Here is a 15,892-nt window from a genome sequence, read left to right as displayed (position 1 = left end):
CGTGACCGATCCGGTTCGCATCGTCGAACGTATAGCCTGGCGCGGCGGGCGCCTCGCGCCGGGCGAACGCGCGATTCCGGAAGAGGCGGCCATCGCCTTCACCTATAACGGTTCGTCCTATGCCGTGATGATGGCGACGCCGCAGGATCTCGAGGACTTCGCCGTCGGCTTCAGTATCACCGAAGGCATCGTCGCGTCGCCGCATGCCATCGAGCAGCTCGAAGTCATCGAGCAGGACATCGGCATCGAGTTGCGCATGCGCCTCACCGAGCCACATGCCAGCGCCTTTCACGAGCGCCGGCGCTATCTCGCAGGGCCGACCGGTTGCGGCCTGTGCGGCATCGAATCGCTCGACGAAGCGATGCGCGCGCCTGCCTCCATCGCCGATAACGTCATGTTCGCGCCTCAGGACATCATGCGCGCGCTTGCCGCGCTTGAAAGCCAACAGGTGCTTAACGCGCAGACGCGGGCCGTGCACGGCGCCGCCTTCTACACGCCGTCGCAAGGCCTCGTCGCCGTGCGCGAGGATGTCGGCCGCCATAATGCGCTCGACAAGCTGGCGGGTGCGCTGGTGCGCCGCGGCGTCTCGGGCGCCGAGGGCTTTGCCGTCGTCACCAGCCGTCTGTCGGTCGAGATGATCCAGAAGGCGGCAGCGCTGGGCATTCCGATGCTGGTCGCGGTGTCGGCGCCGACGGCGCTGGCGGCGCGCACGGCGCAAGCCGCCGGCATGACGCTGGTCGCGGTGGCGCGTCACGACGGCTTTGAAATCTTCACCCATCCGCAGCGGATCAAGGAAGAGCGGACGCTCCATGTCGTCGCCGGATAAGCTCGTCTATATGGCCAACCAGATCGGCAAGTTCTTCGTCTCGCAGGGCGAGAAGGAGGCTGTCGAGGGCGTGGCGACGCACATCAGGAAGTTCTGGGAGCCGCGCATGCGCAACAAGATCTTCGCGCATGTCGATGCCGGCGGCGCCGGGCTCGATCCGCTGGTGCGCAAGGCGCTTGATACGTTGCGCCAGCCGGCGTCCTGATCACGCTTCCACGACAACCTGTGGCTTGCCGTCGCTCACCGTGCCGATGATGCGTGCGGCAGGATAGCCGGCCGCCTGGATGGTGTCGAGGATGGCGCCAGCGCGCTCGGCGGCGCAGGAGACGAGCAGGCCGCCCGAGGTCTGCGGATCGCACAAAAGCTGCCGCTGCCAGTCGGGCGTGCCATCCGGCAGCACGACGCTGGTGTCGTAGCTCTTCCAGTTGCGGCCCGAGGCGCCGGTGATGAAGCCTTCCTGGGTCAAACGTGCCGCGTCCTTGAGGAACGGCAGCGCCGCGGCTTTCACCGTTACCTTCTTGTTCGAGCCGCGCGCCATTTCGAGCGCATGGCCGAGCAGGCCGAAGCCGGTGACGTCGGTCATCGCATGCACGGCGCTGTCCTTGGCGAGCTTGGCGCCGACGCGGTTGAGCAGGGTCGTCGTCGCCATGAACTCGTCATAGGCCTCGCGCGACAGCGCGCCTTTCTTGAACGCCGCTGAATAGATGCCGACGCCGAGCGCCTTGGTGAGAATGAGCGCGTCGCCGGCTTTGGCGTCGGCGTTGCGGCGGATGTCGCTTTTCACCGCCGTGCCGATGACGGCGAGGCCGTAGATCGGCTCCGGCGAGTCGATGGAATGGCCGCCGGCGATGGGAATGCCGGCGGCTTCGCACACCGCCGCGCCGCCTTCCAAGATCTGCCGCACCATCTCCGGCGGGATCTTATCGACCGGCATGCCGAGGATGGCGAGTGCCATGATCGGCGTGCCGCCCATTGCGTAGACGTCGGAGATGGCGTTGGTGGCGGCGATGCGGCCGAAGTCGCGCGCGTCGTCCACCATCGGCATGAAGAAGTCGGTGGTGGCGATGATGCAGGTGCCCGAGGGATTGTCCTTGTCGAGCTCCCACACCGCGGCGTCGTCGCCGGTTTCGACGCCGACCAGCAATTGCTTGTAGGGCGAGACCGTCGGATGGCTGGACAGCAATTGCTGCAGCACCGATGGCGCCAGTTTGCAGCCGCAGCCGCCGCCGTGCGAGAGGTGACTGAGACGGATCGGCGTCTGAATGTTCACGGCATATCTCCTTGATCAGCTGGCCACGCGCTCGCGCTTGGCGGGATAAAGGTCGCGCCACGCGGCGGCGAGCAACGTGGCGGCGGTGTCGATGTCTTCGGTCGTCGTATGGCGGCCGACCGAGAGGCGCACGGTGCCGAGCGCGGCTTCGCGCGGAATGCCGAGCGCCAGCAGGATCGCCGATGGCTCCTCGCTGTCGGCGTGGCAGGCCGAGCCGTTGGACGCGAGCACGCCGCGGCAGGTGGCGAGCAACTGCCGCCCCGATACGCCGGGGAACAGCACGTTCAGCGTGTTCGGCAGCCGCGCCGTCGGATGGCCGACCAGGATCAGGCCGGGGATGGCTTCCTGCAGCCGCGCGAGCAGGCGGTCTCGTAGCATGCGCATGCGCGGTTCGGCCTCGGCCAGGGCCAAGCGGGCGCGCCGGCAGGCTTCGCCGACGGCGACGATATAAGGCACGTTTTCGGTGCCCGGGCGGCGGCCGCGTTCCTGGCCGGCGCCGACCAGCAGCGGCGGCAGCGCAACGCCGCGCCGCATATAAAGAACGCCGATGCCTTTCGGCGCATAGAGCTTGTGCGCGGCGATCGATAATAGGTCAGCGCCGAGCGCGTCGACATGCACCGGTATTTTGCCGACCGATTGCGCCGTGTCGACATGGACCAGCGCGCCCGAAGCATGTGCCTGTCGCGCGATCTCGGCGACAGGCTGTAGCGTGCCGATCTCGTTCTGCGCATGAATGACGGTGACGAGCGCGGTGTCGTCGCCGAGCAGCGACGCCGCTTCAGCCGTGTCCACGAGCCCATCGGCTCTCGCTTTCAAGCGACGGATCGGATGGCCGGCGCGTTCCAGCAAGGCGCAGCAGGCATCGGTCGCCGGATGCTCGATGTTCGTCGTGACGACCGCGCGCCGCGCAGTATTTATGACGGCGGCGCCGCGGATCGCCATGTTACTCGCTTCGGTGCCGCCGCTCGTAAACACGATCTCGTCGGGCGACGCGCCGATCAGCGCCGCGACGTCCTCTCGCGCGCGTTCGACCGCGTCGTGCGCCGGTCCGCCGAGGGCATGGGCGGAAGAGGGATTGCCGAAGCGCTCGCGCAGATAAGGCAGCATCGCTTCGAGCACGTCCGGATCGATCGGCGTCGTGGCGTTGTTGTCGAGGTAGACCGGCTGCATCGGCGCTCCCATGGCTCAAGCCCGCTTCACGATCGTAAAGACGTATAGCGCGTCCTTGCGCTCCTGCGCGGCGAGGCGATGGCCGGTCTGGTTGCAGAAATGGGGAACGTCGATGACCGTCAGCGGGTCGGTGCATTCAAGCACCAGGCTCTCTCCCTCCGAGAGGCTCCGCAACGCCTTCTTCGCGCGCAGCACCGGCTGCGGGCATCGGAGACCGCGCATGTCGAGGACGAGCGCCGCGGGCGGAGGCGCGCTCATGGCGCCACCTGTGCGAGCGCGGCGCGGCGCCGCCTAGCGAGCGGAAGGGAGGAAGCCGCTACTCCGGCGTTTTGCTCGGAGGAAATTGGGCGGGAGGACCTTTCAAGTCTTCGCCAGTGGCGACCCAAGGCTGCGTTTTCGCCGCGTCCTGATCGTGAATCTGGACACCTTGACCCGTCGTTTCGCTGCTCGGCTTGCCCGGCTCGACGGTCGCGCCACCGGTCTCCGGATGCGCGCCGGTCCAACCGGTCGAGCCTTTGTTCTGCGGCGAATCGCCGCCACCGCCGGAGGCGTTCTGCGCCAACGCGGCCGACGAAAGCGCCAAAGACAGCGCTGCTGCCATCACAATAAACCGCATGTCCGTCTCCCGTGGATGGGATGACGGGAAATGCCCGAGCCGATCGCAAAGTTCCGCTTCGCACGGCAGACATGCGCGAACGCCGGGGAAACGGCGTTCGCGTGTTGATCGTCGCGTTGCTCACGCCGCCGTCACTTCCTTTGCCGTGATGGTATATTTGAACGTATCGGGATCCAGGCAGTCGAGCCGGTTCGGCCCGCATTCCGCCTGCGGATACATCAAAAAGCCGAGCTTCGGCCCGCTCGACCCCGGCAGCGCGACATCGTGCGCGAAGTTATAGGCGAGCCAGTTGCCCTCCCAGGCGCCGAGCAGGGCCTTGCGGGCGTCGACCACCTTCGGGTTGTCGATGGCCAGGTTGCCCGGCGGCTCTTCCAGCACGACCTTGCGCACGTCGGCAGGATCGCTGGCAATCCAGCCGATGCCGGCGATGAAGGTCTCGGCGCGGCAATGCTGCGCCTTGGTGATCACCGCCGAGCCGGCGCCGAGGCTCTTGTAGCCGAACTTCGATGGCGCCACGCGGATGCCATAGACGTCGCGCGCCGGCAGGCCGCTGGCGCGCGCCAGTCCGACATAAAGCGCGTTCAGATCGGCGCATTTGCCGGACAGGTTGCCGGTCTTGAGCATCGAGGCGATATCGCCGATGCCGCAGCCGCGCGTCTTGGGGTCGCGGAAGGTGTTATCGACTACCCACTCGTAAATCGCGCGTGCCTTGTCGAGGTCGGTCTTGGCGCCGGCGGTAATCTTTTCGGCCGTCTGCTTCACGATGCCGTCCGTGGGGATCAGCTCGGTGCCTTCGGTGTAGTGCTTGCGCGCGGCGTCCGACAGCGCCGGCGCGTTGCCGCTGCCCGTGAGATCGGCGGCGCGGTCGCGCGTCGACATCCTGCTGACGACCTGGATGACCGGCGAGGCCTCGCCGTCCTTCCACTCCACATGCACGAATTCGGCGCCGTACTTCGCCTCCCGCTTCAGGCTCGCCGTGCCATTGGTGGTCCATTCGCTGCCCAGCGATTTGAACCAATCCGCCTCGTTGACCGCGGGGACCGGCACCCAGGCCTGCGTCTTGCCCTCGGGCTTGGCGATTTCAAGCTTGGTCACGATCTCGAACGTCCGCCACGCGCCGGGCTGCGGATTGAAACCGGACGCGGACGCGAACCGGGGTAGTCCCGCCGCCAGCGAAACAGCTGCACCGGCCTTCAAAAGTGTGCGCCTATCGAAGTTCATTGTCGTGCCCCTCCCTGTTTTGCGTGAGTGACTGTTGCGGTTGTTGGGTGTCGTTTCGAGATGCGCGGGCGATCAAGAACTGCGGATCGATGGTGTCCCAGGCATAGTCCGCCTCGACCACGAGCTTGGGCGCGAGCCTGGCGTCCAACACGACGGTCGTCGGCAACGAGGATACGTGCCATGCCTTCGCCACCGCGCGGTCCCGGTCGAGCAGGACCGGAAAGCCCACGGCCATCGGTTCGATGAAACGTTGCACGCGCGAATCCACCTCGGCGACCGAGATGGCGATCACCTTCAGGGCGGGAGCGCCGCGCTTGGCCAGACGTACCAGGGCCGGAAGCTCCTCGCGGCAGGGCTCGCACCAGGTGGCAAAGAAATGCACCAGCACGGTTTCGCCGGGACGAGACGTCAGTGCGACGGTGTTGCCGTCGAGGCTGGGCAGGGTGAAGGCGGGGGGCGATGCTTCAGTCCAGGGTGCAAGCTCCGCTGCGCCGGCTGGACAAGCGGCAACAGCAAGCAACACGGCCGCGCTTAAGCACGCGGCGGACCGGCGGAAAGATAATTCGCCCCGAACCTCGGGAGCCGTGTGTTTGACCACTGCTTAATACTGCGCCGCTTGGCCTTCTGCGGTCAATCGCCAGCGAACGGCACAGGCTGCAGCGGACCTAGAAAGCAGATCACATAGTTGTGCGCGGCGCAGCATAGCGAATGCCTATCGTCGCCAGCCGGCATATATCGCGGTGCAATATATTTCGCGGCAATTTCGAACAAGAAGCGCCCGGATATTCAATACCGACCGGCCACAACTTCCTGTGACATTTTGGTCCGTGGTTTGACATCTTTCTAATTCAAAAATACTTTTTCGTTATGTGCGAATAATGCGCATCGCGTCGGCGGCTGGAAGAGTCGCCGTCATGCTGAACGTCCCCCGGCGGGGGCAAACGCTCTCAGAGGAGGGCAGTTAGATGAATATGGAGCTCTCGCGGCGCCAGTTTATGAAGGGCGCTAGCGTGGGTATTGCCGGTACGACACTCGGCGCGCTCGGCTTCGGAGATATTGAAGAAGCCTTCGCTAGCTCAATCCGACCCTGGAAGCTTGCGAACCTGACCGAGACCCGCAACACCTGCACCTATTGCTCGGTCGCCTGCGGAATCATCATGTATTCCAAGGGCGATCTGAAGAAGGGCGAAAAGGCCGACATCGTCCACATCGAAGGCGATCCGGACCACCCGACCAACCGTGGCACTTTGTGCCCGAAGGGCGCCGGCCTTCTCGACATCGTCCACGCCAAGACGCGCACGCTTTATCCGCAGGTCCGCAAGCCGGGCTCGGACAAGTTCGAGCGCATCTCCTGGGATCAGGCCCTCGACCGCATCGCGCGGCTGATGAAGGACGACCGGGACAAGAACTTCGTTGCCAAGAACGCCGACGGCGTCACCGTCAACCGGTGGCTGACCACGGGCTTCCTGGCTGCGTCCGCGACCACCAACGAGACGGCCTGGGCCACCTACAAAGTGGTGCGCTCGACCGGCATGCTGGCGTTCGATAACCAAGCGAGAGTCTGACACGGACCGACGGTGGCCAGTCTGGCCCCAACATTCGGTCGCGGTGCGATGACTAACTCTTGGACGGACATCAAGAACACCGACCTCGTTGTCATCATGGGTGGCAATGCGGCGGAAGCCCATCCTTGCGGCTTCAAGTGGGTCACGGAGGCGAAAGCCAACCGTGGCGCCAAGCTGATCGTCGTCGATCCGCGTTTCACGCGCTCGGCCGCGGTCGCCGACTATTACGCGCCGATCCGCCAGGGCACGGACATCGCTTTCCTGCTCGGCGTCATCAACTACTGCATCCAGAACGACAAGGTGCAGTGGGAGTACAACCGCAATTTCACCAACGCGACTTACGTGGTGAAGGAGGGCTTCGGCTACCAGGACGGTCTGTTCACCGGTTATGACGAGACCCGGCGCGACTACAACCGCGCCACCTGGGACTACGAACTGGGCGAGGACGGTTATGTCAAATCCGACATCGACCATCCGCGCAGCGTCTGGAATCTGCTGAAGCAGCACGTCTCGGTCTACACGCCCGAGATGGTCGAGCGCATTTGCGGCACGCCGAAGGACAAGTTCCTGAAGGTGGCGCAGATGATCTCGGAGTGCTCGACGCCGACCAAGACGATGACGTCGATGTACGCGCTCGGCTGGACGCAGCACTCGAAGGGCTCGCAGAACATCCGCGCCATGGCGATGCTCCAGTTGATCCTGGGCAATATCGGCGTGCGCGGCGGCGGCATGAATGCCTTGCGCGGTCACTCCAACATCCAGGGGCTGACCGACCTCGGGCTCATGTCCAACCTGATCCCGGGCTATCTGACGATCCCGACGGAGAAGGAGCCGACCTTCGACATCTATATGTCGACGCGCGGCTTCAAGCCGTTGCGGCCGAACCAGATGAGCTACTGGCAGAACTACAAGAAGTTCATGGTGAGCTTCTTGAAGTCGATGTGGGGCGACGCCGCGACGGCGGACAACAGCTTCGCCTACGACTACCTGCCCAAGCTCGACGTGCCCAGCTACGACGTGCTGCGCATCTTCGAACTGATGCACGAGGGCAAGGTCAACGGCTACTTCTGCCAGGGCTTCAACCCGCTGCTGTCCTTCCCCAACCGGAAGAAGCTGACGGCGGCGTTGTCGAAGCTCAAGTTCCTCGTCGTCATGGATCCGTTGCAGACGGAGACGGCGCGGTTCTGGCAGAACCACGGCGAATACAACGACGTGAACTCGGCCTCGATCCAGACGGAAGTGATCGAACTGCCGACCACGTGCTTCGCCGAGGACGAGGGTTCACTCACCAACTCCGGCCGCTGGCTGCAATGGCATTGGGCTGGCGGCACGCCGCCGGGCGAAGCCAAGCACGACACCTGGATCATGGCGCAGATCTTCCTGCGTCTGAAGGCGCTGTACGAGAAGGAGGGCGGTGCGTTCGCCGACCCGATCCTCAAGCTCGACTGGCGCTACAAGGACCCGGGCGAGCCGTCGCCGGAAGAGCTGGCGAAGGAGATCAACGGCTCCGCCGTCGCCGACGTGCCGGACCCGAACGACCCGACCAAGCTGGTGCTGCAGAAAGGCAAGCAGCTCGTGTCCTTCGCCGCCCTCCGCGACGACGGCACGACCGCCTGCGGCTGCTGGATCTACTCCGGCTGCTTCACCGAAGCCGGCAACCAGATGGCCCGTCGCTCGACCACCGATCCGGATGGCACCGGCGCTTACCTCAACTGGTCGTGGTCATGGCCGGTCAATCGCCGCATCCTCTACAACCGGGCGTCGGCCGATCTCAACGGCAAGCCGTGGGACGACAGCCGCAAGCTGTTGTGGTGGGACGGCGCCAAGTGGACCGGCTACGACGTGCCGGACATCGGGCCGACGATGAAGCCGACCGAGGTCGGTCCGTTCATCATGAATCCGGAGGGCAGCGCGCGGCTGTTCACCCGCGGCATGATGCGCGATGGACCGTTCCCGGCGCACTACGAGCCGTTCGAAGCGCCGATCGCCAACGTGTTGGCGCCGAAGGTCCGTGGCAACCCGGCCGCCCGTGTGTTCAAGGGCGACATGGAGCAGTTCGGCGACGCCAAGGAGTTCCCCTACGCGGCGACTTCCTACCGGCTCACCGAGCACTTCCACTTCTGGACCAAGCATTCGCAATTGAATGCGTCCATGCAGCCCGAGTTCTTCGTCGAGATCAGCGAACAGCTGGCCAAGGAGAAGAACATCAAGGGCGGTGGCTGGGTCAGGGTGTGGTCGAAGCGCGGATCGGTGAAGGCGAAGGCCGTCGTCACCAAGCGCATCCAGCCGCTCATCTGCGACGGCAAGACCGTGCATGTGGTCGGCATTCCGCTGCACTGGGGCTTCATGGGCGAGACCAAGAAGGGCTTCGGTCCGAACTCGCTCACGCCCTATGTCGGTGACGCCAACATCGAGACGCCGGAATACAAGGCGTTCCTGGTCGATATCGAGCCCATCACCGGGCCGGTGGCATAAGGGGAGGGAGCGATGGCCAATTTCGAATTCGTTCTTCCCCCCGCGCCGACCAAGGACATCAAGGTCGGTCTCAGCGAGGCCGATCTCGTGCGGCGCTCGGCCTCGAACATCACGCCGGCGGCCAACAAGCTGCCGGAAGTGGCCAAGCTCATCGACGTGTCGAAGTGCATCGGCTGCAAGGCGTGCCAGGTGGCGTGCCTGGAATGGAACGACAAGCGCATCCCGGTGGGCGAGAACGTCGGGACCTACGACTTCCCGCCGGACCTGACGCCGAACATGTTCACGGTCATGCGGTACACCGAGTGGGTGAACCCCGAGAGCAAGAACCTCGAGTGGCTGATCCGCAAGGACGGCTGCATGCATTGCGAGGACCCGGGCTGTCTCAAGGCCTGCCCGGCGCCCGGCGCCATCGTGCAGTACTCCAACGGCATCGTCGACTTCGACCACGACAAGTGCATCGGCTGCGGCTACTGCGTGAAGGGTTGCCCCTTCAACATCCCGCGCATCAGCGAAGTCGACCACAAGGCCTACAAGTGCACCTTGTGCTCGGACCGCGTCGCCGTCGGTCAGGGTCCGGCCTGCGCCCATGCCTGCCCGACACATGCGATCGTGTTCGGCACCAAGGACGAGATGAAGCAGCACGCCGAAGGCCGCATCAAGGACCTGAAGTCGCGTGGCTTTGCCAATGCGGGCCTCTACGATCCGCCGGGCGTCGACGGCACGCACGTGATGTACGTGCTGCAGCACGCCGACAAGCCGGAGATCTACGCCAACCTGCCGAACAATCCGCGCATCAGCCCGATCGTCGAGCTGTGGAAGGGCGTGACCAAATACGCGGGTCTGGCGGCGATGGGTGCTTTCGCCGTGATCGGTCTCGTCCACCATGTCGTGACCGGTGCTAACCGCGTCACGCCGGAGGACGAGGAGAACGCCGAGAAGCTGACCGGGAGCAAGTCATGACGGCCTATGACGTCGAGTCGGGCGATCAGGTCCATCCCGGCAAGCCGGTGACGGTCGACCGGTATACGGCCGGCGCGCGCGTCAACCACTGGATCACGGCCATTTCGCTGGTGCTCTTGGCGCTATCGGGACTGGCTCTGTTCCACCCGAGCCTGTTCTTCCTTACCGGGCTGTTCGGTGGCGGGCAGTGGACGCGAACCATCCATCCGTGGATCGGCGTCGTGCTGTTCGTCAGCTTCCTGGGCCTGTTCTTCCGTTTCTGGCACGCCAATCTGTGGAAGGCCGAGGACGGGACCTGGCTCGCGCGGCTGCGCGACGTCATCGGGGGCCACGAGGAGCGGCTGCCCGAAGTCGGCAAATACAATGCCGGTCAGAAGGTGGTGTTCTGGAGCATGTCGCTGCTGATCATCGTGCTGATCGTCAGCGGCTTCCTCATTTGGGACCAGTACTTCGCTCCCTATTCGACGATCGAGACCAAGCGCATCGCGGTGCTCGTCCACGCATTGGCCGCGATCGCGATCATCTGCGTCTGGATCGTCCATGTTTACGCGGCGATCTGGGTGCGCGGCACCATCGGCGCCATGACCAAGGGGCAGGTGACGGGCGGCTGGGCCTGGCGCCACCACCGCAAATGGCTGCGCGAGCTGGTGGTCGGCAAGAAGTGATTTGACGAAGGGGAACGGCGGCCCTCTGCTGCCGTTCCCAGTAGACTACACCAAGTAACCACGTGACCCGGAGGGTTCGTGACTCATGAGTAGCGTCGGCGCGCCTCGGCCTGATCCCGTCCCAATCGGGGAAATCGCAGAGCCGCCGTTTGTTCGCCTTCCCGATCCATCCGCGCTGTTTGCGACGCGAGCCCACCGGCTGGTTGCGCTGGCCGAGGGCCATCAGCTCGCGCCTTACCTGCGTTTCCTCGCGGCGTTGAGCGCGGCCCAACACAATGTGCAGGAAGGTCTGGCCGAGCCGGAAATGCCGGCCGATGACGCGCGCGCACGAGCGCGCGAGTTTGGCATGCCGCCGCTCGACCGCGGCAAGTTCACCGCCGACGCCGCCTTCGACTCGACGCTCGACCGGCTGTTCTCGCTCGCCGCCACGATCGACATGCCGGGCGAGGCGCGCGCGGCGCTCGAGCGCGCGACCGCGGCCGATGCGGGGCTTCGCACCGACATGGTGCGGGCCGTGCTCGACGATGCCATTCCGGTCGAGGCGCTGGCCGATCATTTGTTTGTCGCCGCCGCGCTGCAGGTGCATTTCGCGCGTCAGGCGGCCCGGCTCGACGGCAAGAGCCTGGTGCCGGTCGGCGACGGTGCCTGTCCTTCTTGCGGCGGACCGCCGATCGCCTCGCTCGTGGTCGGCTGGGCCGGCGCGCATAATTCGCGTTTCTGCGTCTGCTCGCTTTGCGCCACGCAATGGAATTACGTGCGCATCAAATGCACGCTCTGCGGCTCGACCAAGGGCATCAGCTACCAGCATGTCGAGAGCGACAAGCTGGTCCGCGCCGAGACCTGCGATACCTGCCACGGCTATGTGAAGATCATGCAGCAGGTGCAGAATCCCGCGCTCGATCCCGTGGCCGACGACGTCGCGAGCCTCGCGCTCGATCTTTTGGTGCGCGAGAAGGGCTACCGCCGCGGCGCGGTCAATCCCTTCATGCTCGGTTATTGAGGCGCGCGATGGATGAGCGCACCGCCAAATCCGCGCCGAAAGCCGCCGCGCTGCGCAAGCTGCCGTCGGTCGACGAGGTGCTGCGCACATCCGTCGCTGCGGCGGCCGTCGAGCGCTTCGGCCGCAGCATGACGGTGGACGCGGTCCGCGCCGCATTGGCCGATGCGCGCGCGAAGGGCGAAGCCCCGGGCGATGCCGAGGCTTTCGCGCGCGCCGCAACCGCACGGATGGAATACGAGGCGCAGCCGAACCTCAAGCCGGTGTTCAACCTCACCGGCACGGTGCTGCACACCAATCTTGGCCGCGCGCTGATCGCCGAAGCCGCCGTGGCGGCCGCGACGATCGCGATGCGTAACGCGGTGGCGCTGGAATTCGATCTCGGCGGCGGCCGGCGCGGCGAGCGCGACGAACTGGTGCGCGACCTGCTGTGCGAACTCACCGGCGCGGAGGATGCGACCGTCGTCAACAACAACGCGGCCGCGGTGCTGCTGACGCTCAACACCTTCGCCAGGGATCGCGAGGCGATCGTGTCGCGCGGCGAATTGATCGAGATCGGTGGTGCCTTCCGCATGCCGGAAATCATGAGCAGAGCCGGCGCCAAGCTGCACGAAGTCGGCACCACCAATCGCACGCATATGAAGGACTATGTCGGCGCGCTCGGTCCCGACACCGGTCTCATTCTCAAGGTGCATACGTCCAACTACCGCATCGAGGGATTCACCAAGGAAGTCGACGCGCGCGACCTGGCGAAGCTCGCGCACGAGCACAAAGTGACTCTCGTCAACGATCTCGGCTCCGGTACCTTGGTCGATCTCGCGCGCTTCGGCCTCAAGCACGAGCCGACGGTGGCCGAGGCGGTCGCCGAAGGCGCCGATCTCGTCACCTTCTCCGGCGACAAGCTGCTCGGCGGACCGCAGACCGGCTTCATCGTCGGCCGCAAGGCGCTGATCGAGAAGCTCAACAAGAACCCGATGAAGCGCGCCTTGCGCGTCGACAAAATCCGTTTGGCGATGGTCGAGGCGACCTTGCGCCTCTATCGCGATCCCGACCGCCTGACGCAGACGCTGCCGACCTACCGGCTGCTGGCGCGGCCGATCGAGGAGATGCAGGCCGTCGCGCAACGCATCATGCCGGCGCTGCGCGACAAGCTCGGCGCCGGCTTTTCCGTCGCGACCGCGCCGTGCAGCAGCCAGGTCGGTTCCGGCGCGCTGCCGGTCGAGACCTTGCCCAGCCTCGCGGTCGCCATCGCGCCGGTCAAGAGCGGCGGCGGTCGGCTCAATGCGCTGTCCGACACCTTGCGCAAATTGCCGGTGCCGGTCGTCGGTCGTATCGAGAAAGACGCGCTGCTGCTCGACCTGCGCTGCCTCGACAATGTCGACGGCTTCATCGCCAATCTCACGACACTAGAAGTGCCGGAGGCCGCCTGATGGGCCTCTTCGATGCGCTCGTGAAAAAGAAGTCCGAGCCATCGGTGGCCGAACGTATGGCAGCGGCCTACGACGCGGCCGATCGCGGCGATTACGAGACGGCGCTGTCGATCTGGACGCCGCTCGCGCATGCCGGCGTTGCCCGCGCCGCCAACAATATCGGCGCCTGCTTTTCGGAGGGCCTCGGCGTCGCGCGCGATGCCAAACTTGCCGAACGTTGGCTGGGTCTCGCGGCCGAAGGCGGCGATTCGGTCGGCCAGCGCAATCTCGCCTCGCTCTATTTCAAGGGCGAAGGTGTGGCGCAGGATAACGCGCGGGCGCTGGCGCTCTACCGCGCCGCCGCCGCGCAGGGCGACGGTCCGGCGCAGGACATGTTGAGCTGGATGCTGCTGGAAAGCGATGCTGTCACGCCGGACTATCTCGAGGCGCGGCGCTGGGCCGAGGCTGCGGCGGCGCAGGGCATCGCGCCGGCGATGACGCGGCTCGGCATGATCTTCCACAACGCCCTCGGTGTCGAACGCGATGCCGCGCAGGCCGCGCAGTGGTGGCAACGCGGCGCGACGCGCGGCGATGCCGACGCACAAGCGATGTTGGGCGCCGCGTATCATCTCGGTATGGGCGTCGCGCGCGATGCCATGGCGGCGATGACCTGGCTGCTGCGCGCCCGCGCCGGCGGCAGCCCGCTCGCGCCGCGCTTCTTCGATGTGGTGCGGGCGACTTTATCGCCCGCCGATATGGCCGAAGCCGAGCGGCGCGCCGCGCTGCCGTTGGAGTCTGCGCAGGACTCTTCCGCATGATCGTCGGCACCGCGGGCCATATCGATCACGGCAAGACCACGTTGGTCCGCGCGCTCACCGGCGTCGATACCGACCGCCTCAAGGAAGAGAAGGCGCGCGGCATCTCCATCGATCTCGGCTTTGCCTATCTGCCGGCGCCCGACGGCTCCGTGCTTGGCTTCGTCGACGTGCCGGGCCATGAGAAGTTCGTGCAGAACATGCTGGCCGGCGCGACCGGTATCGACTTCGTGCTGCTGGTTGTCGCGGCCGATGATGGCGTGATGCCGCAGACGCGCGAACATCTGGCGATCGTCGATCTGCTCGGCATCGAGCGCGGCATCGTGGCGCTGACCAAGGCCGATCTCGTTTCGCCCGAGCGCCGCGCGGCGGTGGTCGAGGAAATTCGTCAGACGCTCAGCACCACGACGCTCGCCGCCGCCGATATCCTGCCGGTATCGACCGTGACAGGCGAGGGCGTCGACGATCTGCGGCAGCGCTTGTTCGCGGCCTCGCAGACGATCCATGTGCACAGCGCGCAAGGCCGCTTTCGGCTGGCGGTCGATCGCTGCTTCACCTTGCCCGGTACCGGCACGGTGGTCACCGGTACGGTCTTGTCCGGCGCCGTCTCGGTGGGCGACCGGGTGGTCGTCAGCCCCGTCGGCCTCGACGCGCGCGTGCGCTCGATCCACGCGCAGGACCGGCCGACCGAACGTGGGCTGGCCGGTCAGCGTTGCGCGCTCAATCTTGCCGGCGATGGCATCACCAAGGATGCCATCACGCGCGGCGCCATGGTGCTCGATCCGGCCTTACACATGCCGACGGATCGCATCGATGCGGTGTTCAAGCTTTTGCCCGGCGAGGCAAAGCCGGTGACGCAATGGATGCCGGCGCGTCTGCATCATGCGTCGGCCGAGGTCGGCGCGCGCATCGTGCTGCTCGGCGATGCGCCTATCGCGCCCGGCACCGAGGCGCCGGTGCAACTTGTGCTGGAGAAGCCGATCGCCGCGGCGGCCGGCGATCGCTTCGTGCTGCGCGACACCACGGCGCAGCGCACCATCGGCGGCGGCAGGTTTCTCGATCTGCGTGCGCCCGCGCGCAAGCGCCGCACCCCGGAACGTCTCGCGCAACTCGCCGCCTATGCGCTTGCCGACCCGCAGGCGGCGCTCGCCGCTTTGTTGGAGCGGCCGCCTTATTACGTCGACCTGTCGTCGTTCGCGCGCGACCGCGCTTTGGCCGAGGACGATGTGGCGCGGCTGATCGAAGCCAGTCAGGCGACGGTCGTGCCGGCGCCGCAGGCGATGCTGATGTTGTCGGCGGCGCGAGCGTTGTCGCTGAAGCGCGCGCTCCTCGACACGCTGACGCACTTTCACGCCGATCATCCGGACCTGCCCGGCATCGGCCTCGAACCCTTGCGCCTGCAATTGTCGCCACGGCTGCCGGCGCCTGGATTCATCGTTTTTCTTCAGGGGCTTGCCAAGGCGGGCGAGATCGCCCTCGACGGCGCCTGGGTGCGCCTCGCCGGCCATGAGGTGCGGCTCACGCCCGAGGACGAAACGCTCTGGCGTCGCATTGCGCCGCTCATCGGCGGCGACGAGCGCTTCCGGCCGCCGCGCGTGCGCGACCTTGCCTGTAGTCTCGACGTGCGCGAGCCGGACGTGCGCCGCTTGCTCAAGCTCGTCGGTCGGATGGGCAAGGTCGACGAAGTCGCGCATGACCATTTCTTTCTGCGCGCGACGGTCGCGGAGATGGTGGAGATCATCGTCGATTGCGCGGGCGCCGCGCCCGACGGTCAATTCACCGCCGCGCAATTCCGTGACCGCGTCGACAACGGCCGCAAGGTCGCGATCCAGATTCTCGAATTCTTCGACCGCCACGGGGTGACCTTGCGCCGCGGCGATCTGCGTCGCATCAATAAACATCG

14 protein-coding genes and 1 pseudogene are annotated in these 15,892 nt (G+C 65.9%); 9 read left to right on the top strand and 6 right to left on the bottom strand.

Annotated features, from left to right (window positions below):
• Position 1 precedes the first annotated feature (1 nt).
• Both fdhD and DW352_RS11565 read left to right on the top strand, forming a co-directional pair.
• Entirely contained in the window at positions 2–826 is an 825-nt protein-coding gene (fdhD, locus tag DW352_RS11570; protein ID WP_115691378.1) for a formate dehydrogenase accessory sulfurtransferase FdhD, read from the top strand.
• A complete protein-coding gene (locus DW352_RS11565) occupies positions 810–1,031 on the top strand; it encodes a formate dehydrogenase subunit delta (RefSeq protein ID WP_115691376.1) in 222 nt (73 codons plus the stop codon). The genes fdhD and DW352_RS11565 overlap by 17 nt, the downstream gene beginning before the upstream one ends.
• Here the strand turns inward: DW352_RS11565 and selD are convergent, their stop codons facing one another.
• From selD to DW352_RS11535, 6 genes are all read right to left on the bottom strand, one after another.
• Complete coding sequence (selD, locus tag DW352_RS11560; protein WP_210209966.1) at positions 1,032–2,096, bottom strand: selenide, water dikinase SelD; 1,065 nt, start codon at positions 2,094–2,096, stop codon at positions 1,032–1,034.
• 15 nt (positions 2,097–2,111) lie between these two features.
• Positions 2,112–3,266, bottom strand: coding sequence for a cysteine desulfurase family protein (locus DW352_RS11555; RefSeq protein WP_115694371.1), 1,155 nt, complete (start codon positions 3,264–3,266; stop codon positions 2,112–2,114).
• Between the two features lie 15 nt (positions 3,267–3,281).
• Complete coding sequence (locus DW352_RS11550; protein WP_115691374.1) at positions 3,282–3,524, bottom strand: sulfurtransferase TusA family protein; 243 nt, start codon at positions 3,522–3,524, stop codon at positions 3,282–3,284.
• A 58-nt stretch (positions 3,525–3,582) separates the two neighbouring features.
• A complete protein-coding gene (locus tag DW352_RS11545) occupies positions 3,583–3,882 on the bottom strand; it encodes a hypothetical protein (RefSeq protein ID WP_115691372.1) in 300 nt (99 codons plus the stop codon).
• Positions 3,883–4,002: 120 nt separating this feature from the next.
• The gene (locus DW352_RS11540; RefSeq protein WP_115691370.1) at positions 4,003–5,103 is read right to left on the bottom strand and encodes a transglutaminase-like domain-containing protein; all 1,101 of its coding nucleotides are present in this window, start codon (positions 5,101–5,103) and stop codon (positions 4,003–4,005) included.
• Positions 5,090–5,626 carry a TlpA disulfide reductase family protein gene (locus DW352_RS11535; RefSeq protein WP_115694370.1) on the bottom strand — a complete coding sequence of 179 codons (537 nt, stop codon included), beginning with the start codon at positions 5,624–5,626 and terminating at the stop codon, positions 5,090–5,092. The genes DW352_RS11540 and DW352_RS11535 overlap by 14 nt, the downstream gene beginning before the upstream one ends.
• A 442-nt stretch (positions 5,627–6,068) precedes the next feature.
• On the opposite strand from DW352_RS11535, the gene fdnG reads away from it, so the two are divergent.
• The 7 genes and pseudogenes from fdnG to selB form a co-directional block, all read left to right on the top strand.
• On the top strand, positions 6,069–9,143 hold the full coding sequence (fdnG, locus tag DW352_RS11530; RefSeq protein ID WP_115691368.1) for a formate dehydrogenase-N subunit alpha: 3,075 nt from the start codon (positions 6,069–6,071) through the stop codon (positions 9,141–9,143).
• Positions 9,144–9,155: 12 nt separating this feature from the next.
• On the top strand, positions 9,156–10,103 hold the full coding sequence (gene fdxH, locus DW352_RS11525; protein WP_115691367.1) for a formate dehydrogenase subunit beta: 948 nt from the start codon (positions 9,156–9,158) through the stop codon (positions 10,101–10,103).
• A complete protein-coding gene (locus DW352_RS11520) occupies positions 10,100–10,768 on the top strand; it encodes a formate dehydrogenase subunit gamma (RefSeq protein ID WP_115691365.1) in 669 nt (222 codons plus the stop codon). Before fdxH ends, DW352_RS11520 begins: the two co-directional genes overlap by 4 nt.
• 85 nt (positions 10,769–10,853) lie before the next feature.
• Positions 10,854–11,768, top strand: a complete 915-nt coding sequence (gene fdhE / locus DW352_RS11515; protein WP_115691363.1) for a formate dehydrogenase accessory protein FdhE — start codon at positions 10,854–10,856, stop codon at positions 11,766–11,768.
• A gap of 8 nt (positions 11,769–11,776) precedes the next feature.
• A complete protein-coding gene (gene selA / locus DW352_RS11510; protein ID WP_115691361.1) occupies positions 11,777–13,195 on the top strand; it encodes an L-seryl-tRNA(Sec) selenium transferase in 1,419 nt (472 codons plus the stop codon).
• Positions 13,195–13,992, top strand: a complete 798-nt coding sequence (locus DW352_RS11505; protein ID WP_115691359.1) for a tetratricopeptide repeat protein — start codon at positions 13,195–13,197, stop codon at positions 13,990–13,992. The genes selA and DW352_RS11505 overlap by 1 nt, the downstream gene beginning before the upstream one ends.
• Positions 13,989–15,821: pseudogene (selB, locus tag DW352_RS11500) on the top strand (selenocysteine-specific translation elongation factor); the annotation flags it as partial. The gene DW352_RS11505 and the pseudogene selB, both read left to right, overlap by 4 nt.
• Positions 15,822–15,892 lie beyond the last annotated feature (71 nt).

The sequence above is a fragment of the Pseudolabrys taiwanensis genome (assembly GCF_003367395.1).
Taxonomy (GTDB): Bacteria; Pseudomonadota; Alphaproteobacteria; order Rhizobiales; family Xanthobacteraceae; genus Pseudolabrys; species Pseudolabrys taiwanensis.
This window is presented reverse-complemented; position numbering and strand designations above follow the sequence as displayed.

What these genes read in the sequence shown, in the direction of transcription:
- DW352_RS11565 (WP_115691376.1), top strand. Translation starts at nt 810, where the DNA reads ATGTCGTCGCCGGATAAGCTCGTCTATATGGCCAACCAGATCGGCAAG.
- DW352_RS11555 (WP_115694371.1), bottom strand. Translation starts at nt 3,266, where the DNA reads ATGCAGCCGGTCTACCTCGACAACAACGCCACGACGCCGATCGATCCG.
- DW352_RS11550 (WP_115691374.1), bottom strand. Translation starts at nt 3,524, where the DNA reads ATGAGCGCGCCTCCGCCCGCGGCGCTCGTCCTCGACATGCGCGGTCTC.
- DW352_RS11545 (WP_115691372.1), bottom strand. Translation starts at nt 3,882, where the DNA reads ATGCGGTTTATTGTGATGGCAGCAGCGCTGTCTTTGGCGCTTTCGTCG.
- DW352_RS11540 (WP_115691370.1), bottom strand. Translation starts at nt 5,103, where the DNA reads ATGAACTTCGATAGGCGCACACTTTTGAAGGCCGGTGCAGCTGTTTCG.
- fdxH (WP_115691367.1), top strand. Translation starts at nt 9,156, where the DNA reads ATGGCCAATTTCGAATTCGTTCTTCCCCCCGCGCCGACCAAGGACATC.
- DW352_RS11520 (WP_115691365.1), top strand. Translation starts at nt 10,100, where the DNA reads ATGACGGCCTATGACGTCGAGTCGGGCGATCAGGTCCATCCCGGCAAG.
- fdhE (WP_115691363.1), top strand. Translation starts at nt 10,854, where the DNA reads ATGAGTAGCGTCGGCGCGCCTCGGCCTGATCCCGTCCCAATCGGGGAA.
- selA (WP_115691361.1), top strand. Translation starts at nt 11,777, where the DNA reads ATGGATGAGCGCACCGCCAAATCCGCGCCGAAAGCCGCCGCGCTGCGC.
- DW352_RS11505 (WP_115691359.1), top strand. Translation starts at nt 13,195, where the DNA reads ATGGGCCTCTTCGATGCGCTCGTGAAAAAGAAGTCCGAGCCATCGGTG.